Genomic DNA, 19,691 nt, shown 5'->3' on the forward strand with positions numbered 1-19,691 from the left:
GGAAGTGATGTCGAATTCCTGTCTGGACTTTTGTATTTATCCTCATTCGTCGCGGTGCAGGCGGCGCAGCTAATGGGCTGCGCCGCCAAGGCCAGCCATGGCTAATCGGCGAACGCCACACAATAAATCGGCGGCAGCTCGGCCGATAACCGGCTCCAATTGTCGCCGCCGTCGCCGCTGAGCCATAAGGAACCGGTGGTGGAAGCCATGGCCAGTTGCCGGCCGCTGGCATCCACCTCCAGTGCGTGGCGATAAACCAGGTGAAAGGCCGGCGGCAGGGGAAGGCCGATATTGAGCTTGTCGAAATGCTGGCCGCCGTCGCGGGTACGCAGCACATGGAAATCGCCTGCCAGGGGCGCGCGCCTTTCATCGCCTTCGGCCGGGACGAACCAGGCGGTAAGCGGATCGTGCGGGTGGGCGGCGACGGCAAAGCCGAAATTGGAAAGCGGCGGGGCCGGCCAGATCTCCTGCCAGCTTTCCAGGTCATCCACGCTGCGGAACTGGCCGTTATGGTGCTGGCACCAGAAAACCTCGGGAACGGATTGGCAGCGCGCCAGGCGATGCGGATCCTGGACGTTGGGATTTTCCTTCTGCTCCGGCGGCATATAGGCCGCCCACAGGCCATTGCTGTGATTTTCCCAATTTTCGCCGCCATCCTCGCTTTGCCAGACACCCCCGCAGGACACGCCGAGGGTGATGCGCCTGCCGTCGCGCGGGTCGGTCAGGATGGAATGGATGCCAGGGTGGTCGAAGCCGCCGCCAAACCACTGCGCGCGTTCAGGGCGGTTCCAGAAGTTTTCCAGCAGCGTCCAGGTTTGACCCGAGTCGCCCGAGCGGAACAAGCCTGCGGGGATGCCGCCGGCCCATAGCACGCCATCCTGTCCGGCCGCCAAGGTCCAGACCTGGTCCAATACCGGCTCGCCGTCCAGGCCGGCGGGAAAGGCCGGTGCGGCCAGCTCCTGCCAATTCTCGCCGCCATCGTCGCTGACATGCAGCTTGGGGCCGAAATGGCCATTGCGCAGCGCGGCATACCAACGCCCGCCGCTGCTCAGCACCGCCGTCACGACGATGCCGGTAAAGTGCTGCGAGGCCAACGACCAACCATCAGCCTGCCGCCGATACACCAGCAGCCCCTTGCGGCTACCGACCAGAATGGTGTCCTGCATGGTCATCCTCCAGAAAGTGCCTGCATCAGATAAATGCTGGCGGTAGCCGGCAAGGGCGCATCCAGGGCATCGCGGCGCAGTGCGCCGTCGATGAATAGGGCGACATGTTTGCGCAAGGCGCCGTGCTCATCGAGCACATAGCCGCGCAAGGCCGGATGGTCGGTGAATACCTGTTCCAGTGCTTCTCGTGCGGTGCCTGCCTGCAATTGCTTGGGGGCGGGCGCGTGGGGACGCAGATGGGCGGTAAAGGCGATGGTGACCATGGGGTTCTTTATAGCCAAGACCGCGCTAGTCGACGTGGAGCCGATGTGTACTCGGCACATGATTGGCGGCACGGTGCTCGTATGCGATAGATCGGATGGCTTACGTGGTGTATGACTTAGGCGCTAAATCCATGTCTTCACGGAGCAATGAGTATGAAATGTCCCAACTGCGGCGCAGCGGAATTGATCCATGACACTCGCGATCTCCCGTATGCCTACAAGGGCGAAACCGGCGTCATTAGGGCAGTGACCGGCGACTTTTGTCCTGTTTGCGCCGAATCCATTTTGGATGCTGCGGAATCGAGTCGCGTTATGTGTGAGATGCGGGCCCAGCAAGCATTTACTTCTCGCCGGCAGGTGAGTGACGAAGTACAACCAAACACTATCCAGGAAAGTTAATGCACCGTAGGCCAAGATGAGTTTCAAACGGGACGAAATCGCGGTCGGAGTGCAATAAAGTGTAACCGTGCTCGATACAACAGGTAGCAATTAACACATCAATTGTTTTTCGAACCGTAACGCCCAATGCACGCAAAGATCGGAAGTTCATTGCAGCTTGAATGGCGAGCTTTTCGCCGCCAACTGTAACAACATCGAGCTCAGTTAAAATTTGGCGAACGTGGTTAAACTCCCGGTCGCTAACGCAGCCTTGTAAGACCTCAGCCAGCACAACATCACCGATAACGAGCAGCTCTTCACCCAGTAGGCGGTCTAGACATTCTGTTTGTGGGGATTTGACACCACGTAAGTAATCAATCCAGACGCTAGAGTCTACAAAGGTCATCTCAATTGTCCGACCTCATTGCGTCAAGGTCGCCTTGCCATTGAACAGCGCCGCGCAACGATCGAATTTGTTGCTGTCGCGTAATGCGTACCAATATCCGTAAGCCTTGCTCCACCGCCTCACGCTTGGTTTTGAGTCCTGTGGCGCGAAGTGCATCGCTCATAAGCTTGTCGTCAATCACAATGTTGGTACGCATGATGTGTATTTCCGTCTAATTTTATACACACCGTAGCACGAAAGGTAAGCGCGCACCAGCAGCGAAGATCAAGCCAGCACGGGTTTGTTATTAAGTGGCGGCATGAAGGACGCTATGATTCGCCTCGCCTGCGCCCCTTCACTTCTCAGTTGACACCATGCCCTATCAGACCGAACCCGATTTCCGCCACGACCAAGCAAGCCGCGTCGGCTTGTTGCTGGTCAATCTGGGCACGCCCGAGGCACCGACAGCGGCTGCGGTCAGACCCTACCTCAAGCAGTTCCTGTCCGATCCACGCGTGGTGGAGATTCCTCGCCTGGTTTGGTGGTTCATCCTCAATGGGATCATCCTCAATACCCGCCCCAAGAAGTCCGCCGCCAAGTACGCCAGTATCTGGAGCCGCGACGGTTCGCCGCTGGCCGTGCATACCCGCGCCCAAGCCAAGCTGCTGCAGGGTTTCCTGGGCAATATGGGCCAGAACGTGGTGGTGGATTGGGCCATGCGCTATGGTCAGCCCAGCGTGGCCGACAAGATGATGGCGCTGAAAGCGGCCGGTTGCGACCGGGTGCTGGTATTGCCGCTCTACCCGCAATATGCGGCGAGCAGCACCGGCAGCGTGATGGACGCGGTGGCCGATGCGATCAAGACCCTGCGTAATCCGCCGGAGTTACGCATCGTCAAGCACTTCCATGACGCACCGGACTATATCGGCACCCTGGCCCGCCGGGTGGAGGCGCATTGGATCAAGCAGGGCAGGGGCGACCATCTGCTGATGAGCTTCCACGGCATCCCGCGCTTCAGCCTGGACAAGGGCGACCCCTACCATTGCGAGTGCCACAAGACCGCCCGCCTGCTGGCCGAGCGGCTGGGACTTGCGGCGGGGAAGTACACGGTGAGTTTTCAGTCGCGCTTCGGCAAGACCGAATGGCTCAAGCCATACACCAGCGTGGTGCTGACCGAACTGGGCCGCAAAAAGACCGGCAAGCTGGATGTGATCTGCCCCGGTTTTGTGTCGGACTGTCTGGAAACGTTGGAAGAGATCGCCATCGAAGGCAAGGCCGAGTTCATGACGGCCGGGGGTGGCGAGTACCGCTATATTCCGGCCCTGAATGCCGAGCCGGATTGGATTGCCGCGCTGGGCAAGATCGCCGCGCCCCATCTGGGAGGCTGGTCGCTGGAGCCGGAAGAGGCCGGCGAGCGCAAGGCGCGTGCTGCGCGGGCTACCGTCAAATAATCCATGCCGCGCCCAAGAAGGCAACAAGTAGGAGGAAGGCGTGAGCGATAGTCCCATCAGTCGCCTCGCAATCTCAGGTACATGCGTGCTTTTGCGGAGGACTGGTCGGATGCGGCAATCGTGCAGCAGACTGCTGCACAATTGCCCTGGTTCCATCTCTGCACCTTGCTGGACAAGCTCAAAACCCGTGGCGCGCCATGTCCGTTAGAATCGCGTACTTGCAAAACCGTACCCGCCCAAGATGCTATTTGTTCTCTCGCCTGCCAAGACGCTCGATTTCGAAACACCCGCCCATACCGATCGTGCCAGCCTGCCTGCCTTTATCGACCGCTCGGCTGCGCTGATAGAAGTATTGCGCGGCAAGACGCCGGCGGAAATCAGCCAGTTGATGACGCTGTCCGATCCCTTGGCGGCGTTGAACGTGGCGCGCTATCAGAGCTGGTCGGCCGAATTCACCCCGCACAACAGCAAGCAGGCCGTGCTGGCCTTTATGGGCGATGTCTACGAAGGTTTGCAGGCCGCCAGTTTCAACGCCGCCGATCTCGACTTCGCCCAGCAGCGCTTGCGCATCCTGTCGGGTCTGTACGGCGTGCTGCGGCCGCTGGACAGGATGCAGCCCTATCGGCTGGAGATGGGCACCCGGCTGGTCAACCCGGACGGCCGCAATCTGTATGACTTCTGGGGCGACAGCCTGACCGAGGCGCTCAATGCCGAGCTGGCGAGCCAATCGCAGCCGGTGCTGGTCAACCTGGCCAGCGAGGAGTACTTCAAGGCGGTGAAGCGCAAGAAATTGCAGGCCCGCCTGGTGGAGTGCGTATTCGAGGATTTCAAATCCGGTGGCTACAAGATCATCAGTTTCCATGCCAAGCGGGCGCGTGGCCTGATGGCGCGTTTTGCCTTGCTCAACCGCTTGGAACATGTCGAGCAATTGCAGGCTTTCGACCTCGACGGATATCGCTATTGCGCGCAACATAGCGAGCCGGACCGGCTGGTTTTCAGGCGTCAGCTGACGACCGTGTGAACGCCTATTTCGCTGCTGGACCGATATATCGGGGATAACAGAAGAAGGAGCGGTTCCATGAAAAACAAGCGCTTGTTGATTCCGTTGCTATTTGCGTTCGCCTTGGCCGGGCAGGCACAGGCCGCGGCTTTCCAGAACGGCGATTTTGAATTCGGCAATCTGGAAAGCGGTAGTTTCACGACCTTGACCGCCGGCAGCAACGCCCTCACGGGCTGGAGCATCATCGGCAGCGTGGACTGGATCCATCAGTATTGGTCGCCTTCCAGCGGCAGCCGCTCGCTCGATCTGAATGGTTCGGGCTATGGTGGCGTGCAGCAGTTTTTCGATACCGTCGCCGGGCAGACCTACCAGGTAAGCTTCGATCTGGCCGGCAATCCGGACGTGGCCACGCTCAAGACCATGGCTGTAGGGGTCGGCAATTACGCCGGTGTCTTCCAGTTCGACACCACGGGGCGAGACCGGAGCAATATGGGTTGGCAGACCCATCAGATCAGTTTTATCGCCCAGGGCGACACCACTGTCCTGACGTTTGCCAGTCTGACCGATGACGGCAATGTCGTGTGGGGACCGGCGCTGGACAATGTGAAGGTAACCGCCGTGCCGGAGCCAGAGGGTTATGCCATGCTGGGTCTGGGGTTCGCCATGGTCGGCCTGCTTGCGCGCCGCCGCGGGCAAGGCCGCTGAGGCCGTAATCGCCGCATTGCATCCCGCCTTGCGCCCTTGCTACCATGCGCGCACCACCCGCCTGGGTGGTGCGTCTTCAGGGCGGGGTGAAACTCCCCACCGGCGGTAGGGTGCAATACAGCGCACCGAGCCCGCGAGCGCTTGCGCGTGAGTGCAAGGTCAGCAGATTCGGTTCAATGCCGAAGCCGACGGTGATAGTCCGGATGAAAGAAGACGAGATGGTTCGCGGGCCTGTCCAGGCAGACCCGCGTGCATCCCATATGGCCGGCCGTGCGCAAGCAGGGCCGCGTCACGCCCTGAACGCTCTATTCAAATAGGAGCGTTTGCATGAACTCGTTTCAACGGTATTTTTCCAGCACTACTCCGCATAGCCGCATTCTTGCGGCGCTCGAAGCCATGCGCAGCGGCCTGCCGGTGGCCCTGCTCGATGACGAAGACCGCGAAAACGAAGCGGATCTGATCGTTGCCGCCGAACGGCTGACGGTGGCCGGCATGGCCCAGCTGATTCGTGACGGCAGCGGCATCGTTTGCCTCTGCCTGACCGAGGCAGCCATCAGCCAACTCCGCTTGCCGGCCATGGTTTCCAATAATCAGAGCCGCTACGGTACGGCCTTCACGGTTTCGATAGAAGCACGCGAAGGGGTGTCGACCGGGGTTTCCGCCGCCGACCGGCTCACCACGGTGCGGGCCGCGCTCAGCGGCGACCCCGCCGCCATCATCAGTCCGGGGCATATGTTCCCGCTGCGGGCGGAGACCGGAGGCGTGCTGGCCCGGCGCGGCCACACCGAGGGCACCATCGATCTGGCGCGGCTGGCCGGCCTGGCGCCGGCCGGGGTGCTGTGCGAGCTGATGCACGAGGACGGCAGCATGATGCGCGGCGAAGCAGTGATCGCGTATGCCGAGCGGCATGGCTTGCCGGTGGCGACCATCGCCGATCTGGTGGCATGGCGCCTGCGGGAGGCTGAGGCGCTCGCCTCCGACCTACTACGCGCCGATGCGCTTGTGAATTGTTAACAGGCGTTATTCGATAGCTTCTGCCGTTTTGCAGAAATACAACACGGCTCCCCTCCACATAATCTCCTTTTCTAAGAAATTGCCGGTGGCTGGTAGACGCCAGCCACCGGCGGCAAACGATAAGAAAGGAGGCGTGGCATGCAACCCAGCATGGCAACCCCAATGTGGCAATTCAAACCGCGTACGCCCAATCGCGGCGACACGGTGCGTAATCCGGTGGTGCGCGAGGCAATTGCACGTCTGTGGGAGAACCACCCGGACTTTACCGAGCTCGATCTGCACAACCAGCAGTTGAGCGACGGCGACGTATCGGCGCTCTCCGCCGCATTGGCGCAGAACGGCTATGTCACCACCCTGAATCTTGCCCGCAACAAGATCGGCGCCGCCGGCGCAACCGCCTTGGCCGATGCGCTGTTCTGCAACACGGTGGTGACGGAACTGGACCTGAGCCACAATTTTATCGGTGCAGGTGGCGTGCAGATGCTGGCCTGTACCCTGCTCAGCAACGGCAGCCTGGCCACCCTCAAGCTAGGCGCCAACCAGATCGACAATTGGGCGGCCAAGCAATTGGCGGATGCGCTGGAGCAATATGTAGGCTTGGTGGAACTGGATCTGGCCAATAACCAGATCAGTGCGACCGGCGCCCTTATGCTGGCAAGCGTCTTCGCCCGCAATGGCGGGTCGGCCCGGCTTGGATTGGCCGGCAATTGGCTGGGCGACCAAGGTGCCGCGCAACTGGCTAGTGGCTTCAAGATCGGCGATCTCGCCGGCCCGGAAGGTGCGCTTGAACTGGATCTGCGTGCCACCTACCTGGGCGATGCGGCGGCGCAATCGCTGGCCCAAGCCCTCGCCGAAAATGTCCGGATCGGCGTATTGCGCCTGGGCGGCAACCATATTGGCGCGGAAGGCGCGCGTAGCCTCGGCGAAGCCTTGGATCGCAATCGCCGGTTGAGGCGCCTGGAGTTGGCATCCAATCACCTGGGCGATGCCGGCGTGCATTGGCTGGCGGGCGGGCTGGCACGCAATGTTGGCATGCAGGCGCTCGATCTAGGCCAAAACGGTATCGGCGATAGTGGCGCCCTGGCGCTGCTAGCGACCTTGAGCGGCAATGAGGCGCTTGCCGCGCTGGATTTGCGCGACAACCGCATCGAATATGACGCCGCCACTTACCTGCTACGCGAACTAGCCTCCAGGCCGGGTTTTATGCTCCGGCTGGATGGGAATCCCTTTATTACGCCGGACTTCCTGCTGGGTCGGACCGGCGCCAGCTAGATTACCAGCGCAATTCGCCCCGACCCAACTCGACGACGCTTCCACCCACCTGGATCTTGTTGTCCGCCACTTGCAGCCGCAGCACATTGGGGCGGCCCATGGCCGTGCCTTGGCGAATGGTGGCGTCCAACGGACTGTCGCCATGCCTGGCCAGCCACCAGCCGCCCAGATTCGCGGCAGCCGAGCCGGTGCCGGGGTCTTCGCTGACATTGCTATCGGGCGACCAGAAGAAGCGCGATTCGAATCCCTCCCGGGTACGGGCGAACACATAGGCCTTGGGTTGGCCGGCGCTGTTCACGCTATAGCGCCGCATCAACTCGGCCACCGGCTTGCAGGCGTGGATGTGCTCGACCGAGCGTAGTTCGATCAGCGCCTGCTCGTTGCCCACGCTCACCCACAAGCCCTGGCTGGCAATCGCTTCTTCGGGCAGGCCCAGCATCGCAGCCAGCCGGGCCGAGTCGATTTCCATCGGGCGGATGGTCGGCGCGTTGACCGATTGCAGGGTCCAATAATTCCCGTCGGCCCGTACCGGGATCACCCCGGCCTTCATTTCCAGCGTCAACTGGTCGCCGCAGTCATATAGATGCCGGACAACCTGGGCGGACCCCAGGGTGGGGTGGCCGGCGAACGGCATTTCGTAGCCGGGGGTAAAGATGCGTACCCGCGCAGTGGCGTTGTCCGAGGGCAGCAGGAAAGTCGTCTCCGACAAATTAAACTGGCGCGCGACCAGCTGCATTTCCGTGTCGGATAAGGCGCTGCCATCCTCGATAACGGCCAGTGGATTGCCGCCGAAGGGGGTTTCGGCGAAGACATTGAGCAAACGGTATTGAAGGTGCGGCAAGACGATCTCCGGGTGGCAATTGTGGCATTGCACGCGGGGGGCGTGCCATGCCGCTATAATCGGAACTTCCGTAGGGACTTACACATATAAAACAATGATTCGAAAACTGATCGGTCGCGTTCTCCGGCTGAAGAAGCACCATGGCGGCGGCCGGGTTGTCATCCCCCTCAAGCGCCATGGCATCCACCGCAACAGACTGCCGTCCTTCGCGCTGAAAACCACCGATACGCTGCAGGCGGCCGGCTTCGAAGCCTTTGTCGTCGGCGGTGCGGTGCGCGATCTGCTGCTCGGCAAGGATCCAAAGGACTTCGATGTGGCCACCAGCGCCACCCCCGAAGAGGTACACAAGCTCTTTCGCCGTTCGCGCATCATCGGTCGGCGTTTCCGGCTGGTACATGTACTGTATGGTGACGAAACAGTGGAAGTGTCCACTTTCCGGGGCAGCGGTGAGTCGCTGACCGATGCGGCCGGCCGCATCATTCGCGACAACACCTGGGGTAGCCAGGAAGACGATGCCAAGCGGCGCGACTTCACCGTCAATGCGCTGTTCTACGATCCAAACCGCGAGGAAATCATCGATTACCACGGCGGTGTGGCGGATATCGAAAAGAAATGCATGACCATGATCGGTCCGCCGGCCGTGCGCTACCGCGAAGATCCGGTCCGCATGCTGCGCGCCGTGCGCCTGGCGGCCAAGCTGGGGCTGAGCATCGACGCCACTACCCGCAAACCCATCCGCGAGCTGGCGAATCTGCTCGAAAACGTGCCCTCGTCGCGCCTGTTCGACGAAATGCTCAAGCTGCTGTTCAGCGGCCAGAGTTGGGCGTGCCTGATGCAGCTGCGCGACGAAGGCCTGCACCATGGCTTCTTCCCGCTGTTGGACAAGATGATGAAGATGCCCCAGGGCGAAGCCTTCCTCAAGACTGCCTTGCAGAATACGGACAAGCGCATCAGCGAGGACAAGCCGGTTTCGGCCGGCTACGTCTTCGCTGCCCTGCTGTGGCTGGAAGTCCTGGATAACTGGGAAGCGCGCAAGAAGGCGGGCGAGAAGGGCATGTTGGCGTTGTTCGCCGCCATCGACGAAGTGGAGGCGGTCCAGGAGCAGAAGTTGGCCATTCCGCGTCGCTACGGCACGGCCATGAAGGAAATCTGGACCCTGCAACCGCGTTTCGAGCAGCGTGCCGGCATCAAACCCTTCCGGCTATTGGAATCGCCGCGTTTTCGGGCCGGTTACGACTTTCTCTGCCTGCGTGCCTCGGTGGGAGAAGTCGAGCAAGAAATGGCGGATTGGTGGACGGAATTCCAGAATGCCGACAACCAGCGGCGGGAAGCCATGCTGCTGCGCGCCCCTGCCAGCGAGGGCGGCAAGAAGCGGCGCCGTCGGCGCGGCGGTGCGCGTGGTGACGGCGACGGCGCTGCGGACGAGGGCCAGTGAGTACCATCGCTTATATCGGCTTGGGGGCCAATCTGGGGGAGGCGGCCGAGACGGTGGCGGCGGCCATGCTGCGGCTGGACCAGCTGCCGGCCACCCGCCTGCTGGCCTCGTCCTCGCTGTATGGCAGCGCGCCGGTCGGTTATCTCGATCAGCCGGATTTCATCAATGCGGTGGCGGCAGTGGAAACCGGGCTTGAGCCGCACGCGCTACTGGACGGTTTGCTGGCGATCGAGCAGCATTTCGGTCGCCTGCGCAGTTTTCGCAATGCCCCGCGTACGCTGGACATGGACTTGCTGCTGTTCGGGGTGTTGCAATGCCATGACGAGCGTTTGACCCTGCCGCATCCTCGCATGCTGGAGCGCGCCTTCGTGCTCTTGCCGCTGGCCGAGATCGCCGCCGAGCTGCGCCTGCCGGATGGACGCCGGCTGAGCGAGCTGGTCGCGGCCGGCGAGTGGACGGGAATCAAGCGCTTGTAGCCGGCACCGGGCACCATTTTTTTTCACGGGCGGATGACTGGCCCGAGCGGACAAGGGAATCGGCAATGGGCTTGGAGCGGTATCGTTATATCGTCGTCGAAGGTCCGATCGGCGTGGGCAAGACCACGCTGGCGAAGAAGCTGGCCGAACATCTGGGCGCCAGATCGCTGCTGGAGGACCCAGACGCGATTCCCTTCCTGCCAAAGTTCTATCGGGATATGCAGCGCTACGCCCTGCCCACTCAGCTGTCCTTCCTGTTCCAGCGGGTCGAGCAGGTCGAAAGCCTTACCCAGATGGACCTGTTCGGCGGGCAGACGGTCGCCGATTTCATGTTCGATAAGGACCCGCTGTTCGCCGAGCAGATCCTCAGCGACGATGAATTCCACCTTTATGCCGATATCTACCGCCACCTGCGTGTACGCGCACCCACGCCCGACCTGGTCATCTATCTGCAAGCCGATATCGAGACCCTGATTGCCCGCGTGTCCACGCGCGCACGCGAGTACGAAGCCAAGATCGCCGACGGCTACCTGCGCCGCTTGGCCGAGCGCTACAGCCGTTTCTTCCATGATTACGCCGAAGCTCCGGTGCTGATCGTCAATACCGATAACCTGAACCTGGCCGACAACGCCGACGACTTTCGCTTATTGCTTCGCAGCATCGAAGGGATGCGCGGCGCACGCGAGTATTTCAACAAGGCATAGTCAAGGCACGTCTGCCCATCCTTGGAATTGAGGGGTATGGCGGCCGTAAACTGGTTGAGTCCCCGCTGCACTTTCGCTATTGTTGCACCGCATCGAAAAGGTGTGAAAAAAGGCGCTGGCCTTTCTACTGGCGGGGCGCTCTAGGCCCGCCGCAATCGGCTTGCCGCTAGAGCAAGCGCTTGACTAAAAAACCGACTGGATTCCCCATGAAGATCACCGTTTCCACCCTGCAGAAGCTCAAGCATGAAGCCCAGAAGATCGTGATGCTGACCTGCTATGACGCCAGTTTCGCCAGCTTGATGGCGGAAGCCGGTGTGGAGGTGCTGCTGGTCGGCGACTCGCTCGGCATGGTGATTCAGGGTGAGAGCAGTACCTTGCCGGTGACGATGGACCAGATGGTCTACCACACCCGTTGCGTGGCCAAGCATGCCAAGCAGGCCATGGTGTTGGCCGACCTGCCTTTCGGCGCTTACCAGCAAAGCCCGCAGCAGGCGTTCGACGCCGCTGCCCGCCTGATGGCGGCGGGCGCCGAGATGGTGAAGCTGGAAGGTGGCGCCTATATGGCCGAAACGACGGCTTTCCTGGTGCAGCGCGGGATTCCGGTTTGCGCCCATATCGGATTGACTCCGCAATCGGTGCACGCCTTCGGCGGCTACAAGGTGCAGGGCAAGACGGATGCCTCCGCCGAGCAGCTCAAGAGCGACGCCAAGGCCCTGGAAGCGGCCGGCGCTTCCATGGTTTTGATGGAGATGGTGCCGGCGGCGGTGGCCAAGGAGATCGCCGATAGCCTGGCCATCCCCACGATCGGCATCGGCGCCGGACTGGACGTGGACGGCCAGGTGCTGGTGGTATATGACATGCTCGGTGTCTATCCGGGCAAGAAGGCCCGTTTCGTCAAGAATTTCATGCAGGGCAGCACCAGCATTCATGGGGCTATCGAAGCCTATGTGCAGGCGGTGAAGGGCAAGAATTTCCCTGCGCCGGAACATAGCTTTTGATCAAACGGCCAAGCAATAGATAAGGAATCACATGCAAATCTTCACCACCGTGGCCGATTTCCGCGCCTGGCGTAAACAGGCCGGTTTTGTCGCCTTTGTTCCTACAATGGGGAATCTGCACGAAGGCCATCTTTCACTGTGCGATGCCGCCAAGGCGCGCGGCGGCAAGGTGGTGGTGTCCATCTTCGTCAACCCGCTGCAATTCGGGCAGGGCGAGGACTTCAATACCTATCCGCGTACATTCGAGGACGATTGCGCCAAGCTGGCCGCCGTTGGCGTGGATGCGGTTTTCCATCCTACCGTCGAGCAGCTCTATCCCCGTACCGAGCAGCAGTACAAGGTCGAACCACCGGCCATCCAGAACGAGCTATGCGGCCAGTTCCGCCCCGGTCATTTCCGTGGCGTGGCCACGGTGGTGACCAAGCTGTTCAATATCGTCCAGCCGGATGCGGCCATGTTCGGCAAGAAGGACTACCAGCAGCTCAAGGTGATCGAGGGCATGGTGGCCGATCTGGATATGCCGATCGAAATCGTCCCGGTGGATACCGGACGGGCGGCGGACGGATTGGCGCTCTCCTCGCGCAATGGTTTTCTGACCGAGGCGGAGCGGGCCGAGGCACCGCGCCTGTATCGCAATCTGATCGCCATCAAGGCTGCCCTGGAAGCCGGGGCGACCGATTTCGTGAAGCTCACCGAAACCGCCCGCGCCGATCTGGAGAACCATGGCTGGCGGGTGGACTATGTGGAAATCCGCGATCAGCAGCGTCTGGAACATGCTCGCCCGGGCGATCGCGAGGTGGTGATCCTCGCTGCCGCCAGGCTGGGCAAGCCGCGTTTGATCGATAATCTGGAAGTCAATCTTTAAGCGCCCGCTCAAGCAAGCGGGACAGCTAGGCGTGCATGCCCGGTATTTCGTCTCCCCGAATCGCGGTGGTAACCGCCTATCACCGCGAAAGCGCGGCGATGCTGCGGCGCTGTCTGGACAGCGTCGCGGCGCAAACCCAGGTGTGCACCCATTTCCTGGTGTCGGACGGCCATGCCAGTGCCGAGGTGGCAGCGAGGGCTGTTCGCCATATCCAGCTGGGTATCGAGCATGGCGACTATGGCGATACCCCGCGCGCCATTGGCTCGCTGCTGGCGATCAACGAAGGCTACGAGGCCATCGCCTATCTCGATGCCGATAACTATTTCCTGCCCACCCATTTAGCCGATCTGGTGGCCGCCTGGGAGGCGGACGGCCGGCAATGGGATGTGCTGACCAGCGGCCGCTTTTTCATCTATCCGGATGGCCGCGCCATGCCGCTATCCGACGCCGATGGGCCGTGGCTGGCGGCCGATACCAATTGTCTGTTTCTTGCCGGCGCGGCGTTGGACATCACCCCGCTATGGGGACGCATGCCCGCGGCCTTTCATGTCTTCGGCGATCGCATCATCTGGCAGGCGCTGCAGGCGAAGGGCTTGCGCATTGCCCACCTGCCCGTTGCCAGCGTGGCCTACACCAGTAACTGGAAAACCCAATACCTGGCCATGGGCGAGTTGCCGCCGCCCGACGCGAAAGATATTGCCGAGCCAGCCCGCGCGGCTGCCCGCTGGTGGCAAGGGCTAGACGAGGCGGAACGCGAACGCCAGCGGCAGATCCTGGGCTTCGATCCCGGCCCGCTGCTGGCCCTGCTGAACACTGAACCATCCTGAGTTGAAGCCGATGACCAATACAACCATCAAGCAGTATTTCCTCGATTTGCAGCAGCGCATCGTGTCGGCCATGGAAGCGGCCGACGGCGCGCAATTTCTGCGCGACGAATGGCAACGCCAGGCCGGCGGCGGCGGTATCAGCCGCATATTGGAGAACGGCCAGTTGCTGGAACGGGGGGGCGTGGGTTTTTCGCATGTGATGGGCGATAAGCTGCCGGCATCGGCCAGCGCCCATCGTCCGGAACTGGCCGGCCGCGCCTGGGAGGCCATGGGCGTGTCGCTGGTCTTCCATCCGCGCAACCCCTATGTGCCCACCGTTCATATGAATGTGCGCATGTTCCGCGCCCACGGCGCCAGCGAGGCCGATGATGTGTTCTGGTTCGGCGGCGGCATGGACCTGACGCCCTATTATGGCTTCGAAGAGGATGCCGTCCATTTCCACCAGGTCTGCCACGATGCGCTGCACCCCTACGGCGCCGATAAGTATCCCCGCTTCAAGCAGTGGTGCGACGAGTACTTCTACCTCAAGCATCGGCAGGAACCGCGCGGTATCGGCGGGGTGTTCTTCGACGATTTCAGCGAGCTGGGCCAGGCGGATAGCTTTGCCATGACCCGCGCGGTCGGCGATGCATTCCTGGCAGCCTACCTGCCCATCGTCGAACGCCGCCGCGACATGGCCTACACGGCCGAGCAGCGCGACTGGCAAGCCTACCGGCGCGGGCGCTACGTGGAGTTCAACCTGGTGTGGGACCGCGGCACTTTGTTCGGCCTGCAATCGGGCGGCCGTACCGAGTCCATCCTGATGTCCATGCCGCCGGTGGTGAACTGGCGCTATGATTACCAGCCGCCGGCGGGCACGGCCGAGGCGGCGTTGCAAAGCGATTTCCTGACGGGACGCGATTGGCTGGGTGCCTGAAAACCGGTTTGCGCGAAAGCTGCCCGGCCTCGCGCGGCCCGCCGGCCCGGCATTGTGGTAATCCCGAATTGCGGACGTGTAGTGCCGGGCAAGGCGCTACGCGGGCCGTATGTCGCGTTTTTATAATATTCCGTCCACCTGTTGAAAATATTTGACAGTATAGTGCCTGTAAAGCATTGATTTTAAATGGTTCGTGCAGCGCACAAAAGCATTGCGCCAGCCTGCCTCGCTCCGCTAGAATCGTTCAAGCCTGTCGGAACCTTATGCGGTTCGGCAGGCTTTGTTTTCGATGCGCCTGGCCGGTCGTGTTTGCCGACCCCTTGCTGTTGCCCCACCCGCACCACGACACCCGCGTGGTGTTTGCCGTCACACCGAGCGAACCTCGCCACGGCGGCAGCAACGCACCTCCCCCGCGTGATTCCACGCCGGCCGGAACCAGGCGCCGCTCCCATAAAAAGGGGCCGCATCGATCTGTCGTCGCCACAAGCGCTCGCAGCCGAATGCCGTCTCACACGTACACACGGGTACCACGCACATGGATGACAGACAGCGCCGCCTTGAAGGCACGCTTTACCGCCCGAGCTTCGAGCAGGATTCCTGCGGTTTCGGGCTGATAGCGAATATGGACGACAAGCCATCGCACTGGCTTGTTTCGACGGCAATTGCCTCGCTCGCCAATTTGACCCATCGCGGGGCGGTGGCGGCCGACGGCAAATCGGGGGACGGCTGCGGACTATTGTTCCGCAAGCCGGATAGTTTCCTGCGCACGGTGGCGCGGGAAAAAGGCTTGGAAATCGCCGCCCACTACGCAGCCGGGCTGGTCTTCCACAGCGCCGACCTGGAGCTGGGCAAGCAGTCCTTGGCCAGCCTGAAAAGCCGGCTGGAAGACCAGGGCCTGGAAGTGGCCGGTTTCCGTACCGTGCCGGTCGATACCCGGGCTTGCGGCGACTACGCCCTGAAGACCCTGCCGGCCATCGTGCAGGTATTCGTCAACTGTCCGTCCAATATGGATGCGGCCAGCTTCGAGCGGCGCCTGTATATCGGTCGTCGGCTGGCGGAGAAGGCCAATCTGGACGACGCCAGTTTCTATATTCCCACCCTGTCGGCCCATACGATCTCCTACAAGGGCCTGGTCACGCCGGACAATCTGCCGGTGTTCTTCCCGGACCTGCAGGATGAGCGCTTCACCGCTTCGCTGGCGGTCTTCCATCAACGTTTCTCGACCAATACCTGGCCGCAGTGGAAGCTGGCCCAGCCGTTCCGCTACGTGGCGCACAACGGCGAAATCAACACCATCTCCGGCAACCGCTCCTGGGCGCGTGCCCGCGAGGCCATCATGGCCTCGCCGCTGATTCCCGATATGGATGCCATCCGCCCCATCGTCCAGACCGACGGCTCCGACTCGATGAGCCTGGACAATATGCTCGAAGGCTTGCTGATGGGCGGCATCGATTTCTTCCGTGCCCTGCGCCTGCTGGTGCCGCCGGCCTGGCAGAACGTGGATAGCACCGATAAGGAACTGCGCGCCTTCTACGAATACAACTCCATGCATATGGAGCCGTGGGACGGCCCGGCCGGCATCGTGCTGACCAACGGCCGCTACGCCGGCTGCATGCTGGATCGCAACGGCCTTCGACCGGCCCGCTATGTGCTGACGCGCGACCGCCATCTGACCATTTCGTCCGAAATCGGCGTGTGGCCTTACAAGCCCGAGGATGTGGTGAAGAAGGGCCGGGTACGGCCGGGCGAAATCCTGGCGGTCGACCTGCAGTCGGGGCAGTTGCTGCTGCCGCACGAGATCGACGCCAAGCTCAAGGCAGCGCACCCGTACCGGCGTTGGATCAAGCAATACGCTTCGCATCTGGAATTAAGCATGGACGAGGATTCGGGCCGGCCCGAACTGTCCAGCGAACAATTGAATGTGTTCCAGAAGCAGTTCCAGGTGTCGTTCGAGGAGCGCGACGCGGTGATCCGGGTGCTGGCCGAAGACGCGCAGGAAGCGGTCGGCTCCATGGGCGACGATACTCCCATGGCTGTATTGAGCCGGCAGGTCCGTTCGCCGTATGACTTCCTGCGGCAGCAATTCGCCCAGGTGACCAACCCGCCCATCGACCCTATCCGCGAAGCGGTGGTGATGTCGCTCAATACCGTGTTCGGTTCGGAGAAGAATATCTTCGAGGAAACCGCCGATCACGCCAAGCGCATCGAGGTACGCAGCCCCCTGCTCAGCTATGAGAAGTTCAAGATCCTCACCAGCCATGAAGATCCGCAGTTCCGGGCCCAGCATTTCGATCTGTGCTACGACCCCGCCGGTACCGACCTGAAATCGGCCTTGGCGGCACTGTGCGAGCAAGTACTGGCGGCATCCCGGGCCGGCGTGGCCATCGCGGTGCTCAGCGACCGCCATATCGCCCCTGGCCGCCTGCCTATCCATGCCCTGTTCGCCACCGGGGCCGTGCATACCGCCCTGGTCAACAGTGGCTTGCGCTGCAAGACCAATCTGCTGGTGGATACCGCCACAGCACGCGACCCGCACCATTTCGCCTGCCTGATCGGCTATGGCGCCACGGCGGTCCACCCGTACCTGGCTTATGAGGTGATCGCCGACCTGATCAAGATCGGCTCGGTGACCGACAAGCCGTCCGAAGCCATGAGCAAGTACCGTAAGGGCATCAACAAGGGCCTGCTCAAGGTCCTGTCCAAGATGGGCATCTCGACGGTGGCTTCCTATCGCGGCGCGCAGTTGTTCGAGGCGGTGGGGTTGGCGGATGAAATTGTCGCCACCTGCATGCCCTTCACCGTGTCGCGGCTGGGCGGGGCGGACTTCGCCGACTTCGAAGCGGATATGCGGCAGCTGGCCAAGCTGGCCTACAACCCCATGCGGCCCATTACCCAGGGCGGTCTGCTCAAGTATGTCCACGGCGAGGAATACCACGCCTATAACCCCGATGTGGTGATGCAGCTGCAAAAGGCGGTGCAGAACGGCGACTATCCTGCCTATCGGCGCTATGCCGAGCTGGTGAACACCCGCCCGGTTGCCATGCTGCGCGATCTGCTGGCCCTCAAGATCGATCCTGCCCGCGCCATTGCGGTGGACGAGGTGGAGCCTTTATCGGCCATTCTCAGCCGCTTCGATTCGGCCGGCATGTCGCTAGGCGCCTTGTCGCCGGAAGCGCACGAAGCGCTGGCGGAAGGCATGAACCTGCTGGGGGGCCGTTCCAACAGCGGTGAAGGCGGCGAAGACCCGGCCCGTTACGGCACCGTCAGGATGTCCAAGATCAAGCAGGTGGCATCCGGACGTTTCGGCGTGACGCCGCACTACCTGGTCAATGCCGAGGTATTGCAGATCAAGGTGGCGCAGGGGGCCAAGCCGGGTGAAGGCGGCCAGTTGCCGGGCGACAAGGTCTCTACCCTGATCGCGCGGCTGCGCTGTTCCAAGCCGGGCATCAGCCTGATTTCACCCCCGCCGCACCACGATATCTATTCGATCGAAGACCTGGCCCAGCTGATCTTCGATCTCAAACAGGTTAATCCGACCGCCCTGGTATCGGTCAAGCTGGTGGCGGAACCCGGCGTGGGTACGGTGGCTGCCGGCGTGGCCAAGGCCTATGCCGACCTGATCACCATTTCCGGCTATGACGGCGGAACCGGCGCGTCGCCGCTTTCCTCGGTGAAATATGCGGGCTCGCCCTGGGAGCTGGGCTTGACCGAAGCCCAGCAGGTGCTGCGTGCCAACGGTTTGCGCGGCCGCGTGCGGGTGCAGACCGATGGCGGTCTGAAGACCGGCCTGGATGTGATCAAGGCCGCCATCCTGGGTGCCGAGAGTTTCGGCTTCGGCACCGGCCCCATGGTGGCGCTGGGCTGCAAGTTCCTGCGTATCTGCCATCTGAACAACTGCGCTACCGGCGTGGCGACGCAGGAGATCAAGCTGCGCGCCAAGTATTTCACCGGTTTGCCGGAGATGGTGGTGAATTACTTCACCTTTGTCGCTACCGAGACGCGCGAATGGATGGCCCGACTGGGCGTCCGCTCCATGGCCGAATTGATTGGCCGCGACGATCTGCTGCAACTGCTGCCCGGCGAAACCGAGCGGCAAGGCAAGCTCAAGTTGGGTGTGCTGTTGAGCCATGGCAGCATTCCCGACGACGAGCCGCGCTATTGCGTCAGCGCCGGCAACCCCAGCTTCGATAAGGGCGAGCTGGCCGAGCGGATGCTGCGCGATGCCCTGGGCGCCATTATCGACCGGACCCCGATCACGCTCGAATACGCGGTGCGCAATATCAACCGCTCCCTGGGCGCACGCTTGTCCGGCGAAATCGCCCGCCGGCACGGTGCCGAAGGACTGCCGGAAGATTGCCTGGATATTCGCTTGAAGGGCAGCGCGGGGCAGAGCTTTGGCGTGTGGAACGCCCACGGTCTGAATATGACCCTGGAAGGCGATGCCAACGACTACGTCGGCAAAGGCATGAGCGGCGGCCGGCTGGTGGTCTATCCCCCGGCGGAGGTGATGTACGAGCCGCAGGATGGCGCCATTATCGGCAATACCTGTCTTTACGGCGCTACCGGCGGGGTGCTGTTTGCCGCCGGCACCGCCGGCGAGCGCTTCGCCGTGCGCAATTCCGGCGCCCTGGCAGTGGTGGAAGGCATAGGCAACCATGGCTGCGAGTATATGACCGGCGGTTGCGTCATCGTGCTGGGCCAGACCGGCTTGAACTTCGGTGCCGGCATGACCGGCGGCTTTGCCTTTGTCTATGACCGCGACGAGAAATTCGCCTACCGCTACAACAACGAGCTGATCGATATCCATCTGATCAATGGCGAGGCCATGGGCCAGTACCGCGCCTTCCTGCGCGAAAAGATCGAACAGCATGTGGCGCTGAGCGGTTCCGTTATCGGCGGGCGCATCCTGGAGGACTTCGACGACTACGTCGATTACTTCTGGTTGGTGAAACCCAAGGCCGCCAAGCTCGATAGCTTGCTAAAAGATTAAGGAAA

Annotated in this window: 19 protein-coding genes, 1 pseudogene and 1 riboswitch; of the genes and pseudogenes, 15 read left to right on the forward strand and 5 right to left on the reverse strand. The window is 62.0% G+C overall.

What is annotated here, in order from left to right; genetic code table 11:
* Window positions 1-101 precede the first annotated feature (101 nt).
* Both FNU76_RS14175 and FNU76_RS14180 read right to left on the reverse strand, forming a co-directional pair.
* Window positions 102-1,166 carry a WD40/YVTN/BNR-like repeat-containing protein gene (locus FNU76_RS14175; RefSeq protein WP_144278802.1) on the reverse strand — a complete coding sequence of 355 codons (1,065 nt, stop codon included), beginning with the start codon at window positions 1,164-1,166 and terminating at the stop codon, window positions 102-104.
* 2 nt (window positions 1,167-1,168) lie between these two features.
* Window positions 1,169-1,429 (reverse strand): ubiquitin family protein, encoded by a 261-nt coding sequence (locus FNU76_RS14180; protein WP_144278803.1) that lies wholly within the window; start codon window positions 1,427-1,429, stop codon window positions 1,169-1,171.
* 153 nt (window positions 1,430-1,582) lie between these two features.
* Here FNU76_RS14180 and FNU76_RS24900 point away from each other — a divergent pair, with 153 nt between their 5' ends.
* Window positions 1,583-1,828: a type II toxin-antitoxin system MqsA family antitoxin gene (locus FNU76_RS24900; protein ID WP_144278804.1), complete on the forward strand. Its 246-nt coding sequence runs from the start codon at window positions 1,583-1,585 to the stop codon at window positions 1,826-1,828.
* On the opposite strand, the gene vapC is transcribed toward FNU76_RS24900, so the two are convergent.
* Window positions 1,812-2,213, reverse strand: coding sequence for a type II toxin-antitoxin system VapC family toxin (gene vapC, locus FNU76_RS14190; RefSeq protein WP_144278805.1), 402 nt, complete (start codon window positions 2,211-2,213; stop codon window positions 1,812-1,814). The genes FNU76_RS24900 and vapC overlap by 17 nt on opposite strands.
* Before the next feature lies 1 nt (window position 2,214).
* A complete protein-coding gene (locus tag FNU76_RS14195) occupies window positions 2,215-2,409 on the reverse strand; it encodes a type II toxin-antitoxin system VapB family antitoxin (RefSeq protein WP_144278806.1) in 195 nt (64 codons plus the stop codon).
* Window positions 2,410-2,566: 157 nt separating this feature from the next.
* On the opposite strand from FNU76_RS14195, the gene hemH reads away from it, so the two are divergent.
* From hemH to FNU76_RS14225, 6 genes and pseudogenes are all read left to right on the forward strand, one after another.
* Entirely contained in the window at window positions 2,567-3,643 is a 1,077-nt protein-coding gene (hemH, locus tag FNU76_RS14200) for a ferrochelatase (protein ID WP_144278807.1), read from the forward strand.
* A 72-nt stretch (window positions 3,644-3,715) separates the two neighbouring features.
* Window positions 3,716-3,820 (forward strand): annotated as a pseudogene (locus tag FNU76_RS25235) (hypothetical protein); the annotation flags it as partial.
* 64 nt (window positions 3,821-3,884) lie between these two features.
* The gene (yaaA, locus tag FNU76_RS14210) at window positions 3,885-4,664 is read left to right on the forward strand and encodes a peroxide stress protein YaaA (RefSeq protein WP_144278808.1); all 780 of its coding nucleotides are present in this window, start codon (window positions 3,885-3,887) and stop codon (window positions 4,662-4,664) included.
* A 57-nt stretch (window positions 4,665-4,721) separates the two neighbouring features.
* Window positions 4,722-5,348, forward strand: a complete 627-nt coding sequence (locus FNU76_RS14215) for a choice-of-anchor C family PEP-CTERM protein (protein ID WP_144278809.1) — start codon at window positions 4,722-4,724, stop codon at window positions 5,346-5,348.
* A 68-nt stretch (window positions 5,349-5,416) separates the two neighbouring features.
* Window positions 5,417-5,567, forward strand: a riboswitch (FMN riboswitch).
* A gap of 108 nt (window positions 5,568-5,675) precedes the next feature.
* A complete protein-coding gene (gene ribB, locus FNU76_RS14220; protein WP_144278810.1) occupies window positions 5,676-6,362 on the forward strand; it encodes a 3,4-dihydroxy-2-butanone-4-phosphate synthase in 687 nt (228 codons plus the stop codon).
* Between the two features lie 150 nt (window positions 6,363-6,512).
* Window positions 6,513-7,634 (forward strand): leucine-rich repeat domain-containing protein, encoded by a 1,122-nt coding sequence (locus FNU76_RS14225; RefSeq protein ID WP_179958120.1) that lies wholly within the window; start codon window positions 6,513-6,515, stop codon window positions 7,632-7,634.
* Window position 7,635: 1 nt separating this feature from the next.
* On the opposite strand, the gene FNU76_RS14230 is transcribed toward FNU76_RS14225, so the two are convergent.
* A complete protein-coding gene (locus FNU76_RS14230) occupies window positions 7,636-8,475 on the reverse strand; it encodes a PhzF family phenazine biosynthesis protein (RefSeq protein WP_144278812.1) in 840 nt (279 codons plus the stop codon).
* Window positions 8,476-8,569: 94 nt separating this feature from the next.
* Between FNU76_RS14230 and pcnB the strand changes: the two genes are divergently transcribed.
* The 8 genes from pcnB to gltB all read left to right on the forward strand — a co-directional run bounded on the left by pcnB (window position 8,570) and on the right by gltB (window position 19,686).
* A complete protein-coding gene (gene pcnB / locus FNU76_RS14235; protein ID WP_144278813.1) occupies window positions 8,570-9,910 on the forward strand; it encodes a polynucleotide adenylyltransferase PcnB in 1,341 nt (446 codons plus the stop codon).
* Window positions 9,907-10,386 (forward strand): 2-amino-4-hydroxy-6-hydroxymethyldihydropteridine diphosphokinase, encoded by a 480-nt coding sequence (gene folK / locus FNU76_RS14240; RefSeq protein ID WP_144278814.1) that lies wholly within the window; start codon window positions 9,907-9,909, stop codon window positions 10,384-10,386. Before pcnB ends, folK begins: the two co-directional genes overlap by 4 nt.
* A gap of 65 nt (window positions 10,387-10,451) precedes the next feature.
* Window positions 10,452-11,090 carry a deoxynucleoside kinase gene (locus FNU76_RS14245; protein WP_144278815.1) on the forward strand — a complete coding sequence of 213 codons (639 nt, stop codon included), beginning with the start codon at window positions 10,452-10,454 and terminating at the stop codon, window positions 11,088-11,090.
* A gap of 206 nt (window positions 11,091-11,296) precedes the next feature.
* Window positions 11,297-12,088 carry a 3-methyl-2-oxobutanoate hydroxymethyltransferase gene (gene panB / locus FNU76_RS14250; RefSeq protein WP_144278816.1) on the forward strand — a complete coding sequence of 264 codons (792 nt, stop codon included), beginning with the start codon at window positions 11,297-11,299 and terminating at the stop codon, window positions 12,086-12,088.
* 31 nt (window positions 12,089-12,119) lie between these two features.
* Window positions 12,120-12,953 carry a pantoate--beta-alanine ligase gene (panC, locus tag FNU76_RS14255; RefSeq protein ID WP_144278817.1) on the forward strand — a complete coding sequence of 278 codons (834 nt, stop codon included), beginning with the start codon at window positions 12,120-12,122 and terminating at the stop codon, window positions 12,951-12,953.
* 35 nt (window positions 12,954-12,988) lie between these two features.
* Window positions 12,989-13,780 carry a glycosyltransferase family 2 protein gene (locus FNU76_RS14260; RefSeq protein ID WP_144278818.1) on the forward strand — a complete coding sequence of 264 codons (792 nt, stop codon included), beginning with the start codon at window positions 12,989-12,991 and terminating at the stop codon, window positions 13,778-13,780.
* 10 nt (window positions 13,781-13,790) lie between these two features.
* Window positions 13,791-14,696, forward strand: coding sequence for an oxygen-dependent coproporphyrinogen oxidase (gene hemF / locus FNU76_RS14265; protein WP_144278819.1), 906 nt, complete (start codon window positions 13,791-13,793; stop codon window positions 14,694-14,696).
* A 535-nt stretch (window positions 14,697-15,231) separates the two neighbouring features.
* Window positions 15,232-19,686: a glutamate synthase large subunit gene (gene gltB, locus FNU76_RS14270; protein ID WP_144278820.1), complete on the forward strand. Its 4,455-nt coding sequence runs from the start codon at window positions 15,232-15,234 to the stop codon at window positions 19,684-19,686.
* Window positions 19,687-19,691: the final 5 nt, after the last annotated feature.

Origin of the sequence: Chitinimonas arctica (genome assembly GCF_007431345.1) — a bacterium.
Taxonomy (GTDB): Bacteria; Pseudomonadota; Gammaproteobacteria; order Burkholderiales; family Chitinimonadaceae; genus Chitinimonas; species Chitinimonas arctica.